Source organism: Pseudoalteromonas sp. Hal040, from assembly GCF_037162425.1.
In the GTDB taxonomy this organism is placed as follows: domain Bacteria; phylum Pseudomonadota; class Gammaproteobacteria; order Enterobacterales; family Alteromonadaceae; genus Pseudoalteromonas; species Pseudoalteromonas gelatinilytica.
The window spans coordinates 2,871,850-2,894,115 of the sequence record NZ_JARLUU010000001.1 but is presented as its reverse complement, the minus strand read 5'-3'; the positions used below and the strand labels follow the sequence as shown (position 1 = coordinate 2,894,115).

Below are 22,266 nucleotides of genomic sequence, written 5' to 3'. Positions count from 1 at the left end.
TTATTGTTGGCCGATGGTGATATTGCGGCCACTTAAGTAACCAAATAAAGCACACAATAGGCTTGATGCAATACACAGCCAAAGTGCTCCCGCCCAGTTATTAAAATAACTATGTAAGGCGCCCGCAATAATAGGGCCTGTTGCAGCCAATAAATACCCGATACATTGCGCCATACCCGATAACGCCGCGGCTTGCATTGAGTCATGAGTTCGCAGGCTTACAAATGATAAGCCCAAGATGAAACAGGCTCCTGAGCAAAAACCTAAGGTGACTGACCAAAGCATCGCAAAACTAGGCGCAACTAATAATCCAACAGAACAAAGCGCGCCAAGTAATGCCAAGCTTAGCGTTAAGATGCGTTGATCTTTTAATTTGGCAAGTAGTGGAATAAGCACAATTCCTGGCAGCGCAGAGGCAACTTGAAAGGCGCCTTGCAAAGCACCCGCATGCTGCGCACTATGGCCGCCTTCTATTAAAATGCTGGGTAGCCAACCTAGCATGATATAAGTGAAAAATGAGTTAAAGCCGAGCAATAAGGTGATTTGCCAAGCAAGTGTAGAGTGCCAAATTTTGCTTTGTGTACTGTTTGAAACGGATGCCTGTTTTGGCATGGTATGTTGCTTAAGTTGTGGTAACCACACCACAATAGCCAGCACAACCAATAAGGCATAACTGGCAAGCGCCAATTGCCAACCAAGTTCTTTATACTCAGCCAGCGGAATGATGAGTGCTGAATAGCTGCCACCAAATATGCCCATTGCCAAAACATAACTAGACGTCATTACTGCCACTTTGTGTGGAAAGTCTCGTTTTATCAGGCTTGGCAATAACACATTACCAATCGCGATACCGACACCAATCACTGCAGTGCCAATAAATAATACGGTGGCAGAATCAATAACACGAGACACAACCCCTATGCCTATTAATACAAGGGCAATGAAAAGTGATACTTCAAGGCCACATTTTTTAGCAAGGCTTGCTGCCATAGGCGAGGCAATAGCAAACGCGATTAAAGGTAAAGTCGTCAACATGCCTGCTTGTGATGCATTTAACTTAAATTGATCAATGATCTGTTCAAGTACTGGAGCAATACCAGTGATAGGGGCTCGCAAACTGGCTGCAATAAGAAAAATGCCCAGCACTAAAAGAAGGTTACGAATTAGATTTTGAGAAGATGACACGCTGTTTAGAAACTATAGCAATAGGTACATTTATCATACCAAAACACTAAGCAGCGTGGGTGAACTATGAGATAGCTCACCAAATAATGCGGTTACTTAAAACTGATAACTTGCTGATAACATGGCGTTGCGCGGTCTACCCGGAAAGTAGCGGTCGCCACTAAATGTGGTGTAGTCAGCGCGTTCAGCATAGCGTTCGTCGGTTAAATTGTTTATTCGCGCAGTCACAGTAAAGTTAGCTGCTAGCTGCCACGCCGCTCTTAAATTTACTAATGAATGACCTTCGTAGCTATGCTGGTTTTCAGGATCTGTAAAGTAGCTGCTGGTGGTATGTAGCTCAAGGCCAACACGCGTTATGTTGTTTGCTTGCCATAGTAGCTGTAAGTTAGCGATGTTACGTGGTGCAGTATCAATGAGATTACCATTGATATTAACTGTGCTGAGTACTTGGTCATAACTGTATGTATGCTTGGCGTGACTCGCGGCTAACTGCATCGATAAGCTTGGCGTAATGGCATAAGCTAACTCTAGCTCAACACCACGGTGCTGAGTTTGGCCATCGTTGACGTAATAAAAATCACTGTCGCGGAAAATCGTGTTCTTTTTATTCATTGCATAAATGCTAACTACATAATGCAGTTGTGCTTGTTGACCTTTTAAACCTAGCTCGAGGTTTTTAGCTGTTTCAGATTTCAGGTCTGCGACATTTTGTTCGCGTTGTAACTGATAAAGCTCAGCCGCTTGCGGTGCTCGATAACCTTCTGAAGCATTGGCGTAGATAAACTGGTTATCAGCATATTGATAGCTTAAACCTAGCTTAGGCGAAAAATTAGTAAAGCGGTTTACACCGCTTTCTGGTCGAGAATAGCGACATCCGCCCATTGCGCATGCTGTGCCATCTTCTTTTGTACGGCCAGCCAACATATGGTTGTCGTAGTCATAACGCATACGCTCGTATCGACCACCAAGGCTGATGAGTAACTCATCAAGTTGCCAATCAAGGTTCACAAACGGTGCTAATAGGGTGCTTGTTACTTGATAATCATAATGTTTCCCTTGAGGCACGGTGGCGACTAAAAACGCTGAGCCTTCAGTTGGGCTATCCTGATATTGTAAAAAGTCAGCATCTGTAAGCTCACCATCAAAGCCAACAGTTAACAGGCTAGAACCGGTCAACGTATGCTGCCAGCTTGATTGAAGGCCAACACCTTGCTGAGCATTTTCTTCAAGGGGAGTACCCGGTAAAAAATGCTTAAAGAAGGTCATTTCTTGGTCGCGGATATAAGGCGTTAAAGTAAAGCTGTTAGCCTCATCTTGTGTCCAATTTAGCTTTGACCAAACACGCAAAGAGCGGGCTTTACGAAATGCATCAGGGTCAAAATTAGACTGAGCTATTTGCTCATCTTTATAGCTTTCAAAGCCTTCAATAAAACCAGCCGTTTGTTGATCTAAATGGGTGTAAGTTAGGCCTGTACTTACGTTTAGTTTTTTGCCATCAAAACGGTGACGTAGCGAGAGCTTTTCTTGGTCAACACTTTCATCATCACGATAACCCGTATCTCGGGTGATCGTGGCATTAATGCCTAAACCTTGTTGGCCAAAGTCACGCCCCGTACCTAGTTTGTAGCGGGTGTAGCCAAACGAGCCGTAATCAAAACCAAGTTGGTTATGGTCGTAGGTTGTATCTGGGGTGATTACGTTGATCACACCATGCACTGCGTTTGAACCATAAAGTGCAGAGCCCGGACCTTTCAGTACTTCGATGCGTTCAGCCATTTCAGTGTGGGCTTCGAATAATTCATTGATGTTGCAAAAACCGGCTGCGCGAAGTGGAATACCGTCTTCGGCAGTGAGTAAGCCGCCGCAGGCACCTGCGCCAGAAAGTACAGGTGAACGTAAAGCGGGTAAATACTCTTGTCCGTTACCATGTTGAAGATTCGCACCGGCCACTTGCTTTAGGGCTTGTTCAATGTGAGTTGGAGCGATAAGAGCCAGTTGCTTTTGTGAAATACTGCTGACGACAACAGGCAATGGATCTGCCAACACTTCGTCGCGTGATGCGGTCGTTGTAATATGTTCTAGCTCATTATTAGCGAAAGCTTGATAGTTAAATAATGAGGTGCTCACAAGCACTGAGAGTATCGACAACTTCATGAAAACCCTTTGGTTAGGTACAACAAAAACCAAAGGGTATCTGCTTTTTAGGATGGGTAAAAGCTTTCGCGATTAATAACTTTGTCTGTTATGCACTGCGGCGATGTACGGCAAAACCTGCCAGTACTGCCACTAACCAGAATAAGCTACTGCCGCCAGTACCATTTCTGTGCGTGACATTAGCCACTTTTTCTTCTTTTACGCGGGTTTTAAATTGCGCCAATTCAGCATCGAGATTCGTGATCATGTCATCAACTGCACCATTAAAGCTTGCTAGTGACTGCTCTTTAGCGACTTCATCGATGCCAATCGCTGTGCTGCGTTGCTCTGCTTTATGAATACCTGGCGCGCGAAACAGCATTTTTCGGCTTTTTACGTCAAATACGGCGGTATCTACAAAGGTTTGTACTGAGTTTTCATTGCCTGGAATCACATATAAACCAACAATCGTTAGATATAAAAACGCGACGTTATTTTCTAAGCTTTGCGACACTTGGTCGTACGAAACAAGCGCCATAATATCCACATCATATAAACGAGAAACTTGCTCTAATGCGGTAAATCCTTCACTACCTTTTAAGTAAGTGCTTGGGATCACTTCAATACGGTCTATGTAGTCATATTGCATAAACTGCTTTTTAACTTTATTAAGCAGTGCGACTTCATCACCATGATGCAAGCCATCATTGTACTTGTTAGGAATAAAGGCAATCCCTACTGTGGCAGGTAAGTTCAAGGTTGGAATCGTTGCTTGGTGTGCAGCTCTGTCTTGTTGGTCAGGGTAAAGGTACTCAACTAATGAACTTGATTGCGTATTTTGATTGCCATATTGGCTCATCATGGCACTACAACCCGTTAGTGCAGCAATACTAATTATCAAACACCATTTTAGTACATTCATAAATTATCCTTATTATGGAGTGAAGAAGCGTTTGTTTATGTTGCAAATATAAATACAAACACTGCAACTGGAACTGTAACTCAGACTTGATTTTTCGTAAATAGTGCCAAAGAAGTTTAAAGAAATGTAAAGATTGGCTTTCTAATGTGTTGATATGTAAACAGTTGCGTTTTTAAATCGTAACCCTTCATCTATGATTCAGGCTAAAACGTTAGGCTTTTTATCAAGAGCAAACGTTGAGGGTCTCTATTATGAATAAATTAATTACTATCTCAGTTGCCGTTTTAGGTTTGAGTTTGATACCTATGGAAGCAAACGCGAAACATGATCGTGACCATGATAGATACGAACAAAAACACGAACGCAAAAAGCATAAACATAAAAAACATCACAAGCACTACCATCATGACAGACATGATCGTCATGACCGATATGACCATTACAGCTACCGTGATTTACCACCCGGTTTATACAAAAAAATAGGGCATGGTGGTGGCTTACCACCAGGTTGGTATAAGCGTTATCACCATGGTGATATTCTTGACCGAGATATATATCGCCATGGTCGAGTGATTAAACGTCGCGACCGAAATGGCATTATTGCCATCGAAATCGATGACCGTCTTATTCATTTAGTACACGATACGCGAGAGATTTTATCAATCGTTACTCGCCATCGTTAATCCTGTCAAAAGCCGCTTAGCGGCTTTTTTTAGCTGGTTTCATACCCAGTTCAGAAAAACTTGCTACGCTTAATTGGGACTAATAAAAGGAGCACTCGCATGAAAGCATTGTTAACAGTTGCAGTGATAGGTTTAAGCCTAGTGACGGCTGGCGCACTTGCAAAAGACAAAGACAAGGATAAGGATAAAGATAAAAGTCTACCACCTGGCCTTGAAAAGAAACTTGATAATGGTGGCGATTTACCACCCGGTTGGCAAAAAAATTACGTAAAGGCGATATTCTTGACCGTGATATTTACCGCCGCGGTAAAGTGATTAAATCACGAGACAGAGATGGTCTAATTTCAATTCAAGTTGACGATACTGTCGTGCGTTTAGTGGAAGACACCCGAGAAATTATTTCTATTCTGAGCCGCTAGTTTTGCTTGAATCGATTATGACTTATGGATTGGGTTCACTATTGGCCATGCTGCTAGTGGTCTCAATCTTGCCATTTTCATATTCCCAACATTATTTAATTCGCAGTTGTGACTTTGTACGCTTGCAAGTGGTTTACCTTGCTTGTGGAAGTTTAATTGCTGCAAGCTATTTAATCAGTCGAACGGGATCAATGCTTTTTATTGGTTGCGCTCTGGCGAGTATCGTCGTGCTGCTATTACAAGTTGGCTGGATTTACCCCTACACAAGGCTTGCTAACAAAGAAGTTGCCTCAAGTAATAAAAGCGATAAGCACAGTATTCGTATTATGTCGGCAAATGTACTGATGTCGAACACTGAATATGACAAACTCATTGGATTAGTTAAAACGCACCAACCTGACTTACTCATTACGTTAGAGTCTGATCAAACTTGGCAAAATAAACTGAGCAGTTTAGAACAAGAGTACCCATATCGAGTGTACTGCCCAAAAGATAATCGTTATGGTATGCACTTGTACAGCAAGTTCAAAATTAGACAACAGCAAGTTTGTGAGCTTATTGAAAGCGATATCCCCTCAATCCATATTTTGTTTGAAGATGCAGATGGCGTAGAAGTACAAGGGCACTTTATTCATCCTGCTCCTCCGAGTCCTACAGAAGAAGATAGCTCACGACCGCGTGATACTGAGCTGATTTTCTTAGCGAAAGCACTTAAAAACAGACAGCGACCTTGTATTGTTGCCGGTGATCTAAATGATGTTGCATGGTCGCGTAGTACCCGCTTGTTTATGCGTATTAGCGGTTTGTTAGACCCACGTAAAGGGAGAGGTTTTTTTAATACCTTTCATGCCAGCTATTTCTTTATGCGCTGGCCGCTTGATCACCTTTTTCATAGTAATGAGTTTAGTGTTAAGCGTATTGAGCGTTTGGCAAAGTATGGTTCTGATCACTTTGCACTGCTTAATGAGCTTGTTTATAACCCCGACTCTGACAATCAAAAACAACAAGAGCAGATTGATAAAGAAAAAGCCGTGGATGAGTTAAAAATGCCATCAGCCTCAAAGCAGCAAGTGCCCATGTTTGAAAACTGATAACTTTATTCAGGATTGCACAATCAGATATTAAAAAGGGCTCTAATGAGCCCTTTTTGTGGTTAGTCGTTGACCATAATAGTTTTGATATTAACAAATTCTCGTAGTCCAAAGCCGCCGTGTTCACGGCCATAGCCACTGTCTTTTACACCACCAAATGGTAAGTTCGGCTCTGCAAGGCCATAGCCATTGATATTCACCATACCGGTATCAAAGTGGCGTTTTGCAAGTTCAATGGCTGCTTGTTCATCTTTTGAGAAAATACCGCCACCAAGACCATAGCGTGAATCATTAGCAATTTGCATTGCTTCAGCGTTATCTTTAGCCCTGATAAGCGATGCTACAGGGCCAAATAATTCATCATCGTAAGCGGGCATGCCCGGTTTTATATTTTCAAGTAGAGTCGGGGTGTAATAAAAGCCTGTGTGTTCGGCAACTTTACCGCCGGTAATTATGCTCGCACCTGCATTTACTGATTCAGTCACTTGCTGATGAAGCTTATCTCGTAGATCTTTACGGGCCATTGGGCCGAGCGTGGTTTTTTCATCATTCGGATCACCAAGAACAACCTGTTCAAATTGCTCTTTAATTAAGGCTTTAAAGTCATCGTATAAGGCATCAACCACAATAAAGCGTTTTGCTGCAACACAGGTTTGCCCGTTATTGATTAAGCGCCCTTGTGTACATGCGGTAATCGCCGTATTTAAGTCAGCATCATCGAGTACAACATAGGCATCGTTACTGCCAAGTTCGAGTACCGTTTTCTTAACTTGTTTACCCGCAAGCTCAGCCACTTTTTTGCCTGTTTCGTCGCTACCAGTAAATGTCACGCCACGAATAGCTGAGTGCTCAATAAGCTTGCTTGCGGTTTTGCCGTCAATCAGTAAGTTTTTAAAGCAATAGTCATCAAAACCTGCTTGAGTAAATAACTGCTCAATTTTTTCGGCCATGCCAAATACATTACCAGCATGTTTTAGTACCGTGGTATTACCCGCCATGATATTCGCGCAAGCATAGCGAATAACTTGATAAAGCGGGAAGTTCCAAGGTTGGATACCTAAAATGACACCGATTGGTTGATAGCTAATAATTGCGTGCCCGTCTTGCATATCACGGCTTTCATCAGCAAGCACTTTGGGCCCTTGTTCAGCAGTATAGCGACAAATTGCAGCGCATAATTCAACTTCTTGTAGACCTTGTTGATATAACTTGCCCATTTCATCGGTCATCAGTTGGGCTAATTCTTGTTGATTAGACTCAATCACTTGTGCAAGTTGGTTGAGTAATTTAGCGCGCTGTTCATGTGATGTGGTGCGCCACTTTAAAAAGCTTGATGACATTGGTCAACTTCACTCTGTGCTTGTTGCAATGACAATAAATTATACGTATTTAAGGTTTGCTCATCGGCTGGATTGATTGTAGTAACAGTATCAGTCATCATTATCTCCTTACAAAATTGTAGGAAAAGGTTTGCAAGGCTAATACCTAATTTTCGATATTCTATCTATATGATTTAACTGCCTTTTATTTTATTTAATCTTAACTAGGCACTCTTTTTTCTGTAAAAACTGCAACAGGCTGCAAAACTTACAAGGAATACGTAATGACAAACTCAGTGTTAAATACCGAACTTGCGATTATTCAAGCACCGATGGCGGGTGTGCAAAATGCCAAGCTGGCAGTGGCAGTGTGTGAAGCTGGGGGGCTTGGCTCGTTACCTTGCGCTATGCTCTCGGCTGAGCAGCTAGTTTCAGAGCTTGATTACATTAGTCAGCAGACGGATAAGCCGTTCAATCTTAATTTCTTTTGCCATCAAACACCTGACTATTCACTGGCTCAGCAAACTGCTTGGCATAATGCGCTTACACCTTATTTTGATGAGTTTGCTGTCGATGTCTCACAATTTACCCGTAACGCCTCACGCCAGCCAATTAATCAGCAAGTGATCGATATTATCGCCCCTTATAAGCCTGCTGTTGTGAGCTTTCACTTTGGTCTGCCAAGTAAAGAGATTGTTTCTCAAATAAAAGCATGGGGCGGGGTCGTTCTTTCATCAGCCACAACGTTAGATGAAGCGCGTTGGTTACAAGCAAATGGTGCCGATGCGGTTATCGCACAAGGGATTGAAGCAGGCGGCCACCGCGGCCATTTTTTATCGATGGATTTATCGCTGCAACCAACCACAGCGCAATTGGTGCGAGAGTGTGTAAAGCTTGATATACCCGTTATTGCAGCTGGTGGAATTTGTACAGCAGAAGATGTAGCACACTATCAAGCATTAGGTGTAGCAGCAGTGCAGGTAGGGAGCGCTTACTTACTTTGTGAAGAAGCGACAACAAGTGCTTTGCATCGTGAAGTATTAAAAACAGCTGCACCAAACTCAACCGAATTGACGACATTGTTTTCTGGCCGCCCGGCACGAGGAATACGCAACAGAGTGATGCAAGAGTTAGGCGCGATGCCAGAGCAAGCGCCGCCTTTTCCGTATGCGTCGATTGCGATGACGGCATTACGTGCAAAAGCAGAGGCTAAAGGTGAGAGTGGTTTTTCACCGCTTTGGTGTGGTGAGCGCTTTGTGGTTCGAGAAGGTATAAACGCCCAGCAAATGACTGAACTACTAATGCAAGGTTGGCAATCTTGATAGATACCCAGTTACTTCCGCTCGGTGATAGTTACCATCAACTAGCCTGTGAATTTCGTAACAAGCTTGCTGGGCAATGCGCTATAAAGCGTTACGCTAAAGGTGGTGTTTTATTGCAGCAAGGCGACGAACAAGATGCAGGTTACTTAATTATATCTGGGGTGCTTGGGGCATTACATGCATCATCGCAAGGTGCGCAAAAGTGTAAAGAGTTCTACTTTCAAGATGAATTTGCACTGCTATATGGTAACTGGTTAACCAAAACCCCAGCGCTTTACCAGCTCAAAGTGATACGTGATGCTGAGCTTATTAAGGTGCCTTTGGCTTTACTTGATAGTGCCGACTGGCAAGCAATTAAACATCAGTTAATTAGTCAGCAATTATTGTTTAAAGAAGCAAAAGAAGCGTTTTTATTACTCAATACCCCTGAGCAGCGTTACCAATATTTACTGGAACAAAAACCGCATTGGCTTGAACAACTGAGTTTAAACGAGGTTGCTATGTATTTAGGGATCTCTGCGATTTCTTTATCGCGAATTAGACGGCGTCTTAACTTAAGTTAAGGCGTAGCAAAACAGTGAACATTACACTGCTGATTTTTCAGGAGTCGTTATGTTTATTTTATCTCAGTGTCTAGTTGCCATTGCCACATTACTCGATTTAGCATCTTTTCAATTTAAACAAAGACAGGCAATTTTGGCTTGTTTGTTTAGCTCGGTTTTACTGACATCTGTGCACTTTATGTTGCTCGAAAACTTTAGTGCAGCAAGCTTAATGCTGATTGCTGCACTGCGTTATGGCTATTGTATTTTTGCCCGCAAAAGCTGGGTGATGATAGCTTTTATGCTTTTGAGTATTAGCGCAGTACTATTTACTTGGCAAAGCTGGGTTAGCTTTATCGCGCTGTCGGCAACATTACTGCAAACCTACGCTTCATTCCAAGGCAAAGACTTTACCTTACGTATACTGATGATTGTTGGCACGATTGGCTGGATAGTCCATAACATCTTGGTTTTTTCACCATTGGCAGTGCTTATGGAGACGGTTTTTTTAATAAGTAATTTAGTGGGCTTATGGCGCTTTTATGCTCACCCTAAGCCCGCTTAAATTTGATTTAAGACTTACCTAGCATGCGGCTCAGCATGGCATCTTTGTCAACAAACTGGTGTTTAAGTGCTGCGGCAATGTGCAAGGCTAAAATCACCACGATAATAAGCACTGAACTGTGATGCACAAAGCTGCCTGCATCAGCAAGCCAAGGTGTTTTCTCTGGTGCGCTTAATAATTCAAACTCAAAGAAGCTAATTGCACGACCACCCGCATAGCTCATGATAAAACCAGATAACGGCATAGCTAGAGTTGCAAGTAATAATAAGCCATGAGTGAGGTGAGCAACTGCTGTTTGCCATTTAGGCATTGCAGATGTTGCAGGTAATACGCCTTCTTTAATACGCCAAATAAGCCTTGCAATGGCAAAAACTAATACCATTAAGCCCATTGATTTATGCCAACCCATATAAGTAAATTTAGCGGGGGGCTCGGCAAAATCAGCAACATAAATGCCCATCGCGAATACGCCGATAAACAAAATGGCAACGGTCCAATGTAAAAGGATGGTTGGCTTTGAAAGGGGGCTACTTTACTCATGGTTTACTCTCATAATTGGCTTTAACTATAAGTATAGACTGCCACAATATCTGATGGTTGCGTAAAGTTATGTAAAATAACTTAAAGAATGTCAGCAATCAGCTTTAATAAAAAGGTTTCGCGCTGAATCGATAGGCCCTGTTTCTCACTCATTGCCATGGTGGTTTCGTTATGTGCGATGGCATCAAAAATATTCACCCACTTAGGGTGCATGCCATTTTGCACTTCGTAATGCTCCATTTTAGGGTCTGCAAATTCATCGCTGATTTCACAGTAGTAGCAATAGGATTTGATATGAACACAATCAAAGTCGTCTTTATACCAAGGCCTAATTTCTTCGTATAACCCTAGTGGCTGCTTTATTTGAATTTGTAATGCGCCTGTTTCTTCATGTAGTTCTCGCAGGAGTCCTTGTTCAATGCTTTCGCCTTCATCAACGCCACCGCCAGGTAGGCTGTAGTCATCATAACGGGCGGTGTATAAAAGTAGTATTTGTTCACCTTTTAAAACGATGGCGCGAGCAGTGTTACGAATAAACACCGTGCCATAGTCATTACTTAAACTTGGGTGAATTACTTTTCTTAATAACTTCATAGGATTACAACTTTAAATTAATGCGAGTACAGCTTAGCTTAATATTGAACGTGCCATAATAACCTTTTTTCCGCATTTAATTCATTATGCTTACCCCAAATTGAAACTAATAAGGTAATATAACTGGAATTAAGAACTATTTAGGTATCTAGCGCATATAGTTTTCATTTGCTTATAACTGTGCGTAGAATGATTAAAAAAGCTTAGGGAATGAATATGTTAAACGTACTTTTGGTCGATGACGACAGTGAATTTAGTGATGTAGTTTGTCACATAGTCGAGTTCCTCGGGCACAATATAAATACCGCGCCGAACCTTGCTGAAGCGGAGCAATGGTTTGAAAACAATACGTTTGACCATGTTTTTTTAGATTTCATGTTGCCTGATGGCAGCGGCCTTCATTTACTTGAACACTTAAAAACTATCGGTCAATCGCCTCGTGTTACGTTAATTTCAGGGCACCCTTCCGTAAAAGGTAAGCTGGCTGAAATGTGTGAACCAAATGTAGGCCACCTAGTTAAGCCACTGCAACGCGAAGACATCGAGCGTGTTCTTAACCCTAAAAAAGCAAGTCCTAAGAAAAAAGCAACGCCAGCGATTAAACGCCACTTTGGCACTTTAATTGGTGAATCTGAGGTGATGCAAAAGCTTTACACTATGATCGAACGCGTCGCTGCCACTTCTGCCAATGTAATGTTGATGGGTGAAAGTGGCGCAGGTAAAGAAGTCGTTGCGCAGGCGATTCATAATGCGACTGACTGTGATGGTCCGTTAGTAGCAACCAACTGTGGTGCATTTTCAAAAGAGCTGATCGGTAGCGAATTGTTCGGTCATGAAAAGGGGGCGTTCACTGGGGCTATTGCGCGTAAAGAAGGTGTATTTGAGCAAGCTGCGGGTGGCACTTTGTTTTTAGATGAAGTCACCGAAATGCCGATTGATATGCAGCCAAACTTACTGCGCGTACTCGAAAGCAAAAAAGTAACCCGCGTGGGTGGTACCAAAGAGCAAGCGGTGAACTGCCGCGTTATTTCTGCAACCAACCGCACCTTGACTGACCTTGCGCAAAACAATGTTATACGTGAAGACATTTACTTTCGTTTAGCGGTATTCCCCATTGATATTCCACCGCTTCGTGAACGCAAAGAAGATATTCCACTGCTTGCCAATGCCTTTTTAGAGCAACTCAATGAAGAAAATGGCACCGACTTTAAATGGCAAGCGGCGCAAATCAAAGAGCTTGAAGCCCATGATTGGCCAGGTAACGTGCGTGAGCTTCGTCACGCTATTCACCGCGCCTTTATTATGAGTGACCCTAAGGGCACTGCTATTACTTTGCCTGATTCATTAGAGTCGCCATTTTCTAAAGTGAATAAAGAGAGCCAAGCAAACCAAGTTGTTGCAGGGCAAACCATTGAAGAAGTTGAAAAAGAATTGATCCACGCCACTTTAGATAAAGTACAAGGTAACAAGACGATTGCGGCACAAATGCTGGGGATCAGTACGAAAACACTCTATAACCGTTTAAATGCTTATGGAGGCATTGGCGAATATAAATAAAAGGATAGCTATGAATAATAACGAGTCTTTACGAAAAATGGTGCATGATGCTCGTGCGCCACTAAACCGTATTTCGATGAATGCAGAGTTAGTTAAGCTCGTATTAGAAAATGATATGCCAAAACAAAAAGCACTTGAGGCATTGAATAAAATTATTGCTAATTGTCAGCAGTGTAGTGAGCACTTACAGGAAATAAGCGACACTCACGCAGCTGATTAAGCACTCATAGATTGGGAAGTAAATGCAAAAACAAAAAGGAAAAATAGCAGTCAGTTGGGCTGGCTTTATTGCCGTGGTGCTTTGTATTGTGGTGGCTAATGCGTTTTTAGCCCTTAATAGCATTCGCTCACTCACTGAAACACAAAGTAGCCTTGATAATACCAACTCACTAAACACTGCGATTGAGCGTTTGCACTTATCTGTGGTGCAAGCTGAGTCTGGTCAGCGTGGTTATCTATTAACCGATCGAAAAGACTATTTACTCCCTTACAATGATGCGATTGCATCGATGCAAGCGCAAATCATGCTTGTGAAAAGTTTGCATTCCGAAATACCCGGTCAGGCAGACCGCATTGCGCGGTTAATTTATCTAGTAAACGACAAAGTGGCGGTGATGACTAAAACCACCGATCTGGCCCTTGCAAATAAAGACCTTAAAGCACGCCAACTGTTGCTAACAGACCAAGGTCGCGAATTATATAAAGACATCCGTGTAGCGGTTGATGAAATTCAAATGCGTGAGCTCAACTTTAAAATCGAGCAGTTCGCGAAGCTCTCTCAAATCAAAAACGAAGCTAAGCTAACATTTGCGATTACGGCTGTGACCAGTACCTTATTGCTTATAGGTATGTTTGTGTTAACCCGTATCAACTTACGCAACCAAGCTAAGTACAGAGCTGAGCTTGAAGAACAAAACGAAAACTTGGCAGCAAAGGTAGCAGAGCGCACTCAAGAGCTAACCATCTATTCAGACGAACTAAGCCGTTCAAACAGAGAGCTTGAAGACTTTGCCTTTGTTGCAAGTCATGATCTACAAGAGCCACTACGTAAGATTCAAGCTTTCAGTGACCGCCTTGAAAAGATGTTTAAAGATGAACTTGGCGAAAAAGGTATTGACTATATTAGTCGTATGAAAAATGCCGCTCAGCGTATGTCTAATTTAATCAATGACCTGCTTGAGTTCTCACGAGTAACAACCCGTGGCAAAGACTTTACTGATACAGATTTAAATGAAGTTGTTGCAGAAGTTCTCGATGACCTTGAAATCGCAATAAAAGAATCTGAGACCACAGTGAATCTTGATACTTTACCGCACATTCAAGCGGATCCTAGCCAAATGCTGCAATTGTTCTTAAACATACTTTCTAATGCGGTGAAGTTTAGACGTGAAAATGTGCCGCCTGTAATCAATATTAGTTACCAGCGAACCAAAGAGTTTAGTCAAGTTCATAATGCTGATGTGGAGTGGGAAATTATTACGATTTCAGATAACGGTATCGGCTTTTCTGAAGAGTATCTAGAAAAAATATTTGTTCCGTTTCAGCGATTGCATGGTCGTTCTCAATATAAAGGCACAGGCATTGGTTTATCGGTTTGCCGCCGTATTGTGGAGCGTCACGGCGGAGAAATAACAGCAAGTAGTCGCGTTGGTGAGGGTGCAAGCTTCACTCTTAAATTACCCGTGGAAGCATCGCTTTTCACATTACAAGGAGAGGCGTAATGCCACTTACTAAAGTTAAACCAATTACTATTTTAATGGCTGATGACGACGAAGATGATCGTTTATTAACCCAAGATGCATTGGCCGAAAGCCGTGTATTGAACGAGCTATTTTTTGTTGAAGACGGTGTAGAGCTGCTTGAGTATCTTGAGCGTAAAGGCAAATTTAGTGAAAAAGAAAAATCGCCTCGTCCGGGCTTGATTTTACTTGATTTAAATATGCCGCGCATGGACGGCCGAGAGGCTTTACAAGCAATCAAAGCCAACCCTAACTTAAAGGGGATCCCGGTTGTAATTTTAACCACATCAAAACAAGAAGAAGATATGGTTAAAGGCTACGATTTAGGCGCTGCATCTTATATTACTAAACCGGTTACTTTTGAAGGTTTAGTCGAGTTAATGCAAACATTAGGAAAATACTGGGTAGAGTTTGTAGAGCTGCCAACATCACAGAACGATTAATTCCAATTTGCAAAAGTACTAATTTAAGCAAATAGGTATAAGGAACAAGAATGTTAGATAAGGTAACCCGATTACTCTTAGTAGAAGACGATGAAGACGATTATATTCTTACTTGCGACTACCTAGATCAGTTAGGTTCCCATACATTCGATGTAGAATGGTTAAGTTGCCCAGAACAAGCCATTAGTGTGCTGAGCGAAAACAAGCATGATATTTGTTTGTTAGACTATCGTTTAGGTGCCTCTGATGGCTTAGAAGTACTGAAACGGGCCGTGGCGAATGGCTTTCGCGGCCCAATTATCATGCTAACAGGGCAATCTGATGACGCCCTAGATTCTGCTGCACTCGATGCCGGTGCGGTTGATTACCTCGTTAAAAATGAAATGAGCACCGGGCGCTTTGCGCGTGCTATACGTTACGCGTTAGCTCGTCGAGATGTTGAAGATGAGCGTGTTGAGCGCTTAAAGGCCGAAGCTGAAAACCGCTCTAAAGACCGCTTTTTGGCCCATTTAAGCCATGAGCTACGCACACCGCTGTCATCTATCTTGGGTTACACCGAGTTACTTATGCAAAGCGGCAAGAACCAGCATGCCCAAAATGAGCTAGGAGTGATTTACCGAAATGGTAAGCACTTACTGAGTTTACTCAATGATGTGCTCGACCTCTCAAAAATTGCTGCTGATAAACTTGAGCTCAATTGCAGTGATGTCAATTTAGATAGCCTAATGGCTGACGTTTATACCTTAATGCGCGTCTCAGCCATAGATAAAGGCTTAACACTTAAATTTGAGTCACAGCAAGCCTTACCTTTAGTGATAAACACAGACGCGACGCGGTTACGCCAAATCCTGATTAACATCATTAATAATGCAATTAAGTTTACCAACCAAGGCGAGATCACCGTGCGTGCTTGGACTGCTTGGGTCAATGAGCGGGAAATGCTGTTTTTTAGCATTAAAGACACAGGCCTTGGGATCCCTGCCGAAAAACAAGCTTTGATCTTTAAGCCATTTGAACAAATTGCCGATGTAGAATCTCGAGATGTCGGTGGTGCAGGGCTTGGCCTTGCTATTTGTTCAGAGCTACTTAGCCGTATGCAAGGCGCTATTGAGCTTGAGTCAACCCAAGGGGTGGGCTCTGAATTTACCCTGTCGATATACCCTGGCAACATTCGCGATGTTGAGCGCCAAGTGCTGCGCTTTGATTCAAACCCAGATTGCCAGCAAAAATTAGCCACCCTCGAAACCAGTGGTCGAGTATTAGTGGTCGATGACTTAAAAGATTTACGTACCCTCGTTGGTCATATGATCAGCATGACCGGGGCTGAAGTGGAATACGCAGAGCACGGTAAACAAGCCATAGAAAAAGTAGCCGGTGCCGAGCAAGCAGGTAAACCTTTTGATATTGTATTTATTGATTTGCATATGCCGGTGATGGGCGGTAAAGAGGCCACCATCGAGCTTCGTAAAATGGGCTATCAAGGGCCAATCATCGCGCTTACCGCCGCCACCATGAAAGGGGTGAAAACTGAGTTAAGCGCGCTTGGCTTTAACGATATGATTGCCAAGCCGGTTGATTCTGGGCTGCTTTACCGAGTGCTCAATCATTATATATGCGAGGGCAATACGGCACCTGTGGTTGAGCAAGACGACAGCCCTGAAATGACATTACAAAGTACACGTTATTTACTGGTCGAAGACGACAGTGATGCGGCGCAAATCACTCAGTTATTGCTTGAAAGCTTAGGTGTTGAAACTGTTATAGCGCCAAGTTGTGCTGCATGTCTTGCGACGCTGAGTGACGATCAAAATTTTGCTAAAGTATTACTGGATATGCATTTGCCTGATGGTGAAGGACTTGATTTAGCAAGAGAAATTAAACAGCGCCACCCCGACTTAAAGTTAGTCATTGTTAGTGGCGCCGAGCCAGAACCAGAAAAAATCAAGCAACTTGAGATTGAACAAGTGCTGTTAAAGCCGATTAATCTTGGTTTATTATCTGAGCTTATTGGCGGCTAATTGAATGCCTAATTACAAGTTCAGGTTCAAATAGCGTTTGTAACGGCGGCGTTTGTTTTTGATAAACATGGCTTAACACCCAATCTGCGGCCATGCGACCCATTTCATTTATTGGATAATTAACAGTACTCAATTGTGGGTAAACGTGACGAGTGAAAAACACGTTATCGTAACCCATAATCGACAATTGCTTAGGTAAAGTTAGCCCTAAATCGCGCGCGCTTGCCATGGCGCCCACTGCCATTTCATCATTGGCACAGATTAGCGCCGTGAATGGATGCGTTTGTTGATGCAGCGCCTTTAACCCTTCATAACCGCTCGCTTCCATGAAATCACCTTGGAATAAGAGGTTTTCATCAAACTCAAGATTAAACTCAGCCAGTGCTTGTTTATGACCTTCTAGGCGGTCTTTGGCATCTTGCTTCCATAGCGGCCCGCTGATGTAGGCAATATTTTTATGACCTTGCTCCAACACATGTTTCGCCGCTAAATAGCCACCTTTAATGTTGTTAAGCAAAATACAGCGGTCACTGAGTTCGCTGATATAGCGGTTGATCAAAACAAACGGCGTCCGACCTTTACTGAGCTTAATAAGGTAGTCGTCGCTGACCGCTTCAACATGTAAAATAAGGCCATCGCAGTTACGGCTAATTAAAAATTCAATCCCTTGTTTTTCGCGTTCTTCATCACTGTGACCTGCAGCAATAATCAGATGTTTGCCTTGATTACGAAAGGTATTTTCAATGCCGCTCATCATAGGCCCGTAAAACGGACCTTGTAATTCAGAGACCAGTAGGCCAACACTGTTCGAGCAATTTGATGCCAATGATTGAGCAATTGAGTTAGGTCGATAGCCAAGCTCATCCATTGCGGCAGTGACTTTTTTACGCGTTGCATCACTGACATTTGCATTGTTGTTCATTACTCGTGAAACGGTTGCAAGAGAAACACCTGCAAGTTTCGACACCTCGTAAATGGTGGCCATGTTATTCCTTTTTAAACAAAGTTATGGATGCTGCTTTAACGATAAATCGGCACTGATCTGCTCAACCGTTTGATTATCAAGAATATACCTTTTCATGATAAATGCGACAAGCATACTACCTATTGCTGGATAAAGGGTAAATGAAATTAAGATACCCGAAAGCGTGTGTTCACTGAGTTCGGTATTGGCTTCATAGCCATAAAATGCCAGTAACCAACCTGCAATGGCACCGCCAAGGGCAAGACCAAGCTTAATAAAAAAGACCACGCTTGCGTAAACTAGGCCTGTGAGTCTTTCACCGGTTTTCCATTGCCCGTAATCTATGGTGTCGGCCATTTTTGCCCACAGTAGCGGGGTTGCCATTTGCGTGAAGAAACACCATAAAAAGTACACCGCAAAGGCAAGTATCAATTGTTCGCCCGGCAACCAAAATGCCACACAACTAATTGCCGCAGAGATATATTGCAAACGAATATAAGCGGTTTTCTTATCAACGCGTTTACTAAGAGGGTTTGCACAGGCGCAGCCCAAAATATTACCTATCATGCCGATGGTAACAAAGTAGGTGACCAGCTCGGCTTCACCAAGTACATATTTTACATAGTAAATGGCAAGGGTGGTGCGTAGTACCATACTGGTTAACAGCATAAATGCGGCAAAGCACAATACTTTAAATGGGCCATTTTGCCATAGCGTATTCATGCGGGTTTTCCAGCTCAACGATGAGCTGTTATGAGCAGCTACGCGCTCTTTGGTAAAGCGAAAACAAATTAGAAATAAGATCACACCTAAGCCGCTCATCAGGGCCATAGTGAGTTGGTAGCCCGTAGCGTTATCACCTTTGCCAAGCCAGTTTACCAAAGGCAAGGTACAGGCACTGACAATTAAGCCGCCCAGCATACCAAACACAAAGCGATAAGATTGAATGGATACTCGCTCTTTAGGGTCGCCACTTAATACCCCACCTAAGGCTGAGTAAGGAATATTGATCGCGGTGTAAACCAGCATTAGCAAAGTGTAAGTGACAAACGCGTAAATGACTTTGCCTGATTCAGGCAAGTCTGGCGTGGTGAAGGTGATCATGCTGATCACCCCAAATGGTAAAGCAAGCCAGAGTAAGTAGGGACGATAGCTTCCCCACTTAGTGCGGGTTGAATCGGTTAAGGCTCCCATTAATGGGTCGGTAATTGCATCAACGACTCTCACCACCAAAAACAAGGTGCCAACAATCGCGGGTGAAATACCAAAGATATCAGTATAGAAAAAAGTTAAAAATAACATCACCGTTTGAAAGATGATATTACTTGCTGTGTCGCCTAATCCGTAGGCTATTTTTTCTCTTTTTGTCAGCATGTGTGTTCTCGATTGTTGTTATTTTTATCGCTGTTTGAGCAGCGCGCGATATTGTTTTGCGCTTTCTTTTAAAATGCGTTGTTGGCTTTGATAATCAATATAAACTAACCCAAAGCGCTTTTCGTAGCCATACGCCCATTCAAAGTTGTCCATTAAGCTCCACGCAAAGTAGCCTTGAATATCAACACCTTGACGAATTGCATCACATACTGCATTTAAGTGAGTGTGATAATAATCTACGCGTTCTATGTCGTTCACTTCACCATTTTCTAGCGTGTCGGCCATGGCTGCGCCATTTTCAGTAATATACATTTTTGGTAAATCATATTGCTGATGAAGTGATACTAAAAGCTCTGTTAAACCTTGTGGGTAAACTTCCCAGCCCATATCGGTAACACGAACATCAGTAAGGCTTGCTTCTTCAAACCAGCCATCAGCAGTATTTTTGTAGTGTATGCGGGTATAATAGTTAACGCCAATAAAGTCGACGGCTTGACTAATAATCGCCATATCGCCAGCAATAATAGTTGGCTTTACTTCATCAGCTAAATCATCCAGTAAAGAAGGGTAAGCCCCCTCTAAAACCGCTTTGATATACCATTGATTATGATATTGATCGGCAAGTACTGCGGCTTTTTTATCATCGGCTGTTAAAGGATACGTTGGGCTGAAGTTTAATACGATACCCGCTTCTGTGTCTGGGCAGTTTTTACGTAATACTTGCATAGCAAGGCCGTGGGCGAGTAGTAAGTGGTGCGCTGCTTGTCGGCCAGCTTGTTGTGATTTTATGCCAGGTGCATGTACACCCACTTCATAACCTAAGTAAGCACTACAAAATGGTTCGTTCAAGGTGGCGAATGAATCAACCAAATGGCCTAAATGTTGAGTAACAAGTTCGGTATATTCTTTGAATTTATAGGCCGTATCGCGGTTTAACCAACCGCCATTATCTTCAAGGTATTGAGGTAAATCCCAGTGATATAAGGTGACATAGGTCTTAATGTTACGTGCTTTTAACGCCGATAATAGCTGGGCATAAAACGCCATACCTTGCTCGTTAACCGAGCCATCTTGCAGCATGACCCTCGGCCACGAAATAGATAAGCGGTAAGCATCGACAGCCAAATCTGCAATCATCTCGACATCTTGCTGCCAACGCGCAATATGCTCACAAGCTACATCGCCATGGCTTTGGTCTGCGATAGCGCCAGGCTTTTCGCAAAATGTATCCCAGATACAATCGAGGCGCTTATCGCGTGCCCCTTCAATCTGGAATGAGGCTGTTGCCACACCGAACGTGAACTCGGGCTTGAGTAAAGATGAATCTGGTAACAGTGAAATTGATTTATACACAGTTGATACTCGTCCTTCGGGTTAAGTGTAAGGCTTGGCTAATTAGAGCTTAAACTCGACTGTAAGCGCTTACAATTTTTCTGCAAATAAATTGCTAAATATGATTTATATGTTATAAATGTAAGCGCTTACATTTAATGTTGCAACATATTTCGCTATTTGTTGTTAGTGATTAAGTACCAAACGTTGCTGTAACAAACTGATAAATATAATTAACTAGAGAAGAAAAATTATGGCTCATGTTTCAACCCCTGTGTCGGCTGCTGCAAGCCAAGCAGATATGCCTAAGCAGCACTTTGCGCTGGCATCATTGACCACATTATTTTTTATGTGGGGATTCATCACCTGTCTGAATGACATTTTAATCCCTTATTTAAAAGGTATGTTTTCACTTAACTATACGCAGGCTATGCTCATTCAATTTTGCTTCTTTGGTGCGTATTTTGTGATGTCGATCCCCGCAGGTAAGTTGGTCAGTCGTATTGGCTACCAATTTGGTATTGTGGTTGGCTTAGTCGTTGCAGCCGTTGGGTGTGCACTGTTTTACCCCGCTGCAGTTGCCCATGTATATGAATTATTTTTACTCGCCTTGTTTGTACTTGCCTCGGGTATCACGATTTTGCAAGTATCTGCCAATCCTTATGTAAGTGTACTTGGTCCGCAAAAAACGGCGTCTTCGCGTTTGACCATGACACAAGCGTTTAACTCGTTAGGCACGACAGTTGCGCCAATTTTTGGTGGCTGGTTAATTCTATCTGAAATTAGCCAAGCAACAGCAGAACAAGTGAAACTGCCTTATTTAATGTTGTCGTTAAGCTTGTTGGTACTAGCGGTTATCTTTGCGTTTTTAAAACTGCCAAAACTAGGTAAAGAAAGTGATAGCGAAGCCGCACATCAAGATTTAGAAGACTTTGTTGATTTGGGCAGTGTTTGGCGCTATCGCCACCTTATTTTAGGTGCTGTTGGTATTTTTGTGTATGTGGGTGCAGAAGTGGCAATAGGTAGCTTTTTAGTCGGCTTTTTGACTCTAGATAACATTGCGGGCCTCGCTGAAAAAGAAGCCGCTCATTACATTAGTTACTACTTTGCAGGCGCTATGGTTGGCCGCTTTATTGGCGCTGCTGTAATGCAAAAATTTAATGCAGGTAAGGTATTGGCGTGCCATGCCTTATTGGCAGTACTGCTGGTTGTGATTGCAATGACAGGTGAGGGTAGCCTTGCTATGTGGGCAATTTTACTCGTGGGGTTATGTAACTCTATTATGTTCCCAACGATTTTCAGCCTTGCTCTACATGGCCTTGGTAAATATACCTCTAAAGGCTCAGGCATTTTATGTTTAGCGATTGTAGGTGGTGCGATTATTCCATTACTACAAGGCGTGTTAGCAGATTCTATTGGCGTGCAAATGGCGTTGTTTTTACCTATCGCATGTTACTTATACATTACTTACTTTGCGCTGGTTGGCTCAAAGGTATCGACTCAGACTCAGCAATCTTCATAGGT

Annotated in this window: 20 protein-coding genes and 1 pseudogene; 12 read left to right on the top strand and 9 right to left on the bottom strand. The window is 42.7% G+C overall.

What is annotated here, in order from left to right; genetic code table 11:
• The 3 genes from P4S60_RS13425 to rhlP all read right to left on the bottom strand — a co-directional run bounded on the left by P4S60_RS13425 (position 1) and on the right by rhlP (position 4,240).
• Entirely contained in the window at positions 1 to 1,185 is a 1,185-nt protein-coding gene (locus tag P4S60_RS13425; protein WP_337116269.1) for an MFS transporter, read from the bottom strand.
• Positions 1,186 to 1,281: 96 nt separating this feature from the next.
• Positions 1,282 to 3,339 (bottom strand): TonB-dependent receptor, encoded by a 2,058-nt coding sequence (locus P4S60_RS13420; RefSeq protein WP_337116268.1) that lies wholly within the window; start codon positions 3,337 to 3,339, stop codon positions 1,282 to 1,284.
• Between the two features lie 88 nt (positions 3,340 to 3,427).
• The gene (gene rhlP / locus P4S60_RS13415) at positions 3,428 to 4,240 is read right to left on the bottom strand and encodes a rhombotarget lipoprotein (protein ID WP_337116267.1); all 813 of its coding nucleotides are present in this window, start codon (positions 4,238 to 4,240) and stop codon (positions 3,428 to 3,430) included.
• Between the two features lie 251 nt (positions 4,241 to 4,491).
• Here rhlP and P4S60_RS13410 point away from each other — a divergent pair, with 251 nt between their 5' ends.
• The 3 genes from P4S60_RS13410 to P4S60_RS13400 all read left to right on the top strand — a co-directional run bounded on the left by P4S60_RS13410 (position 4,492) and on the right by P4S60_RS13400 (position 6,433).
• Positions 4,492 to 4,923 carry a hypothetical protein gene (locus tag P4S60_RS13410; RefSeq protein WP_337116266.1) on the top strand — a complete coding sequence of 144 codons (432 nt, stop codon included), beginning with the start codon at positions 4,492 to 4,494 and terminating at the stop codon, positions 4,921 to 4,923.
• A 99-nt stretch (positions 4,924 to 5,022) separates the two neighbouring features.
• Positions 5,023 to 5,238 carry a hypothetical protein gene (locus P4S60_RS13405; protein ID WP_337116265.1) on the top strand — a complete coding sequence of 72 codons (216 nt, stop codon included), beginning with the start codon at positions 5,023 to 5,025 and terminating at the stop codon, positions 5,236 to 5,238.
• 121 nt (positions 5,239 to 5,359) lie between these two features.
• A complete protein-coding gene (locus tag P4S60_RS13400; RefSeq protein WP_337116264.1) occupies positions 5,360 to 6,433 on the top strand; it encodes an endonuclease/exonuclease/phosphatase family protein in 1,074 nt (357 codons plus the stop codon).
• A 62-nt stretch (positions 6,434 to 6,495) separates the two neighbouring features.
• Here the strand turns inward: P4S60_RS13400 and P4S60_RS13395 are convergent.
• Positions 6,496 to 7,871: pseudogene (locus P4S60_RS13395) on the bottom strand (NAD-dependent succinate-semialdehyde dehydrogenase).
• Positions 7,872 to 8,036: 165 nt separating this feature from the next.
• Between P4S60_RS13395 and P4S60_RS13390 the strand changes: the two are divergent.
• From P4S60_RS13390 to P4S60_RS13380, 3 genes are read left to right on the top strand one after another with little or no spacing between them, the layout of a single operon-like run.
• Entirely contained in the window at positions 8,037 to 9,074 is a 1,038-nt protein-coding gene (locus P4S60_RS13390) for an NAD(P)H-dependent flavin oxidoreductase (protein WP_337116263.1), read from the top strand.
• On the top strand, positions 9,071 to 9,637 hold the full coding sequence (locus P4S60_RS13385; protein WP_337116262.1) for a Crp/Fnr family transcriptional regulator: 567 nt from the start codon (positions 9,071 to 9,073) through the stop codon (positions 9,635 to 9,637). The genes P4S60_RS13390 and P4S60_RS13385 overlap by 4 nt, the downstream gene beginning before the upstream one ends.
• Before the next feature lie 49 nt (positions 9,638 to 9,686).
• On the top strand, positions 9,687 to 10,181 hold the full coding sequence (locus P4S60_RS13380; RefSeq protein WP_337116261.1) for a YgjV family protein: 495 nt from the start codon (positions 9,687 to 9,689) through the stop codon (positions 10,179 to 10,181).
• 7 nt (positions 10,182 to 10,188) lie between these two features.
• On the opposite strand, the gene P4S60_RS13375 is transcribed toward P4S60_RS13380, so the two are convergent.
• Entirely contained in the window at positions 10,189 to 10,689 is a 501-nt protein-coding gene (locus P4S60_RS13375) for a cytochrome b (protein ID WP_337116869.1), read from the bottom strand.
• Positions 10,690 to 10,802: 113 nt separating this feature from the next.
• Complete coding sequence (locus P4S60_RS13370; RefSeq protein WP_337116259.1) at positions 10,803 to 11,315, bottom strand: NUDIX hydrolase; 513 nt, start codon at positions 11,313 to 11,315, stop codon at positions 10,803 to 10,805.
• Positions 11,316 to 11,531: 216 nt separating this feature from the next.
• Between P4S60_RS13370 and P4S60_RS13365 the strand changes: the two genes are divergently transcribed.
• Genes P4S60_RS13365 through P4S60_RS13345 form a run of 5 tightly spaced genes read left to right on the top strand, consistent with a single transcriptional unit; the run spans position 11,532 to position 17,072 of the window.
• Positions 11,532 to 12,872 carry a sigma-54-dependent transcriptional regulator gene (locus P4S60_RS13365; protein WP_337116257.1) on the top strand — a complete coding sequence of 447 codons (1,341 nt, stop codon included), beginning with the start codon at positions 11,532 to 11,534 and terminating at the stop codon, positions 12,870 to 12,872.
• Positions 12,873 to 12,882: 10 nt separating this feature from the next.
• A complete protein-coding gene (locus tag P4S60_RS13360; protein ID WP_054562695.1) occupies positions 12,883 to 13,092 on the top strand; it encodes a histidine kinase in 210 nt (69 codons plus the stop codon).
• 22 nt (positions 13,093 to 13,114) lie between these two features.
• Positions 13,115 to 14,593: a sensor histidine kinase gene (locus P4S60_RS13355; RefSeq protein ID WP_337116255.1), complete on the top strand. Its 1,479-nt coding sequence runs from the start codon at positions 13,115 to 13,117 to the stop codon at positions 14,591 to 14,593.
• Complete coding sequence (locus tag P4S60_RS13350; protein WP_337116254.1) at positions 14,593 to 15,054, top strand: response regulator; 462 nt, start codon at positions 14,593 to 14,595, stop codon at positions 15,052 to 15,054. Before P4S60_RS13355 ends, P4S60_RS13350 begins: the two co-directional genes overlap by 1 nt.
• Before the next feature lie 50 nt (positions 15,055 to 15,104).
• Entirely contained in the window at positions 15,105 to 17,072 is a 1,968-nt protein-coding gene (locus P4S60_RS13345; protein WP_337116253.1) for a response regulator, read from the top strand.
• On the opposite strand, the gene P4S60_RS13340 is transcribed toward P4S60_RS13345, so the two are convergent.
• From P4S60_RS13340 to P4S60_RS13330, 3 genes are read right to left on the bottom strand one after another with little or no spacing between them, the layout of a single operon-like run.
• Positions 17,059 to 18,057: a LacI family DNA-binding transcriptional regulator gene (locus P4S60_RS13340; RefSeq protein WP_105174547.1), complete on the bottom strand. Its 999-nt coding sequence runs from the start codon at positions 18,055 to 18,057 to the stop codon at positions 17,059 to 17,061. The two genes, P4S60_RS13345 and P4S60_RS13340, sit on opposite strands and share 14 nt — an antisense overlap.
• A gap of 21 nt (positions 18,058 to 18,078) precedes the next feature.
• Positions 18,079 to 19,410 (bottom strand): glycoside-pentoside-hexuronide (GPH):cation symporter, encoded by a 1,332-nt coding sequence (locus P4S60_RS13335; RefSeq protein WP_063702188.1) that lies wholly within the window; start codon positions 19,408 to 19,410, stop codon positions 18,079 to 18,081.
• A gap of 24 nt (positions 19,411 to 19,434) precedes the next feature.
• Positions 19,435 to 20,763, bottom strand: coding sequence for a GH1 family beta-glucosidase (locus tag P4S60_RS13330; protein ID WP_337116252.1), 1,329 nt, complete (start codon positions 20,761 to 20,763; stop codon positions 19,435 to 19,437).
• 232 nt (positions 20,764 to 20,995) lie between these two features.
• On the opposite strand from P4S60_RS13330, the gene P4S60_RS13325 reads away from it, so the two are divergent.
• Positions 20,996 to 22,264, top strand: a complete 1,269-nt coding sequence (locus tag P4S60_RS13325; protein ID WP_337116251.1) for a sugar MFS transporter — start codon at positions 20,996 to 20,998, stop codon at positions 22,262 to 22,264.
• The last annotated feature ends 2 nt before the right edge of the window (positions 22,265 to 22,266 follow it).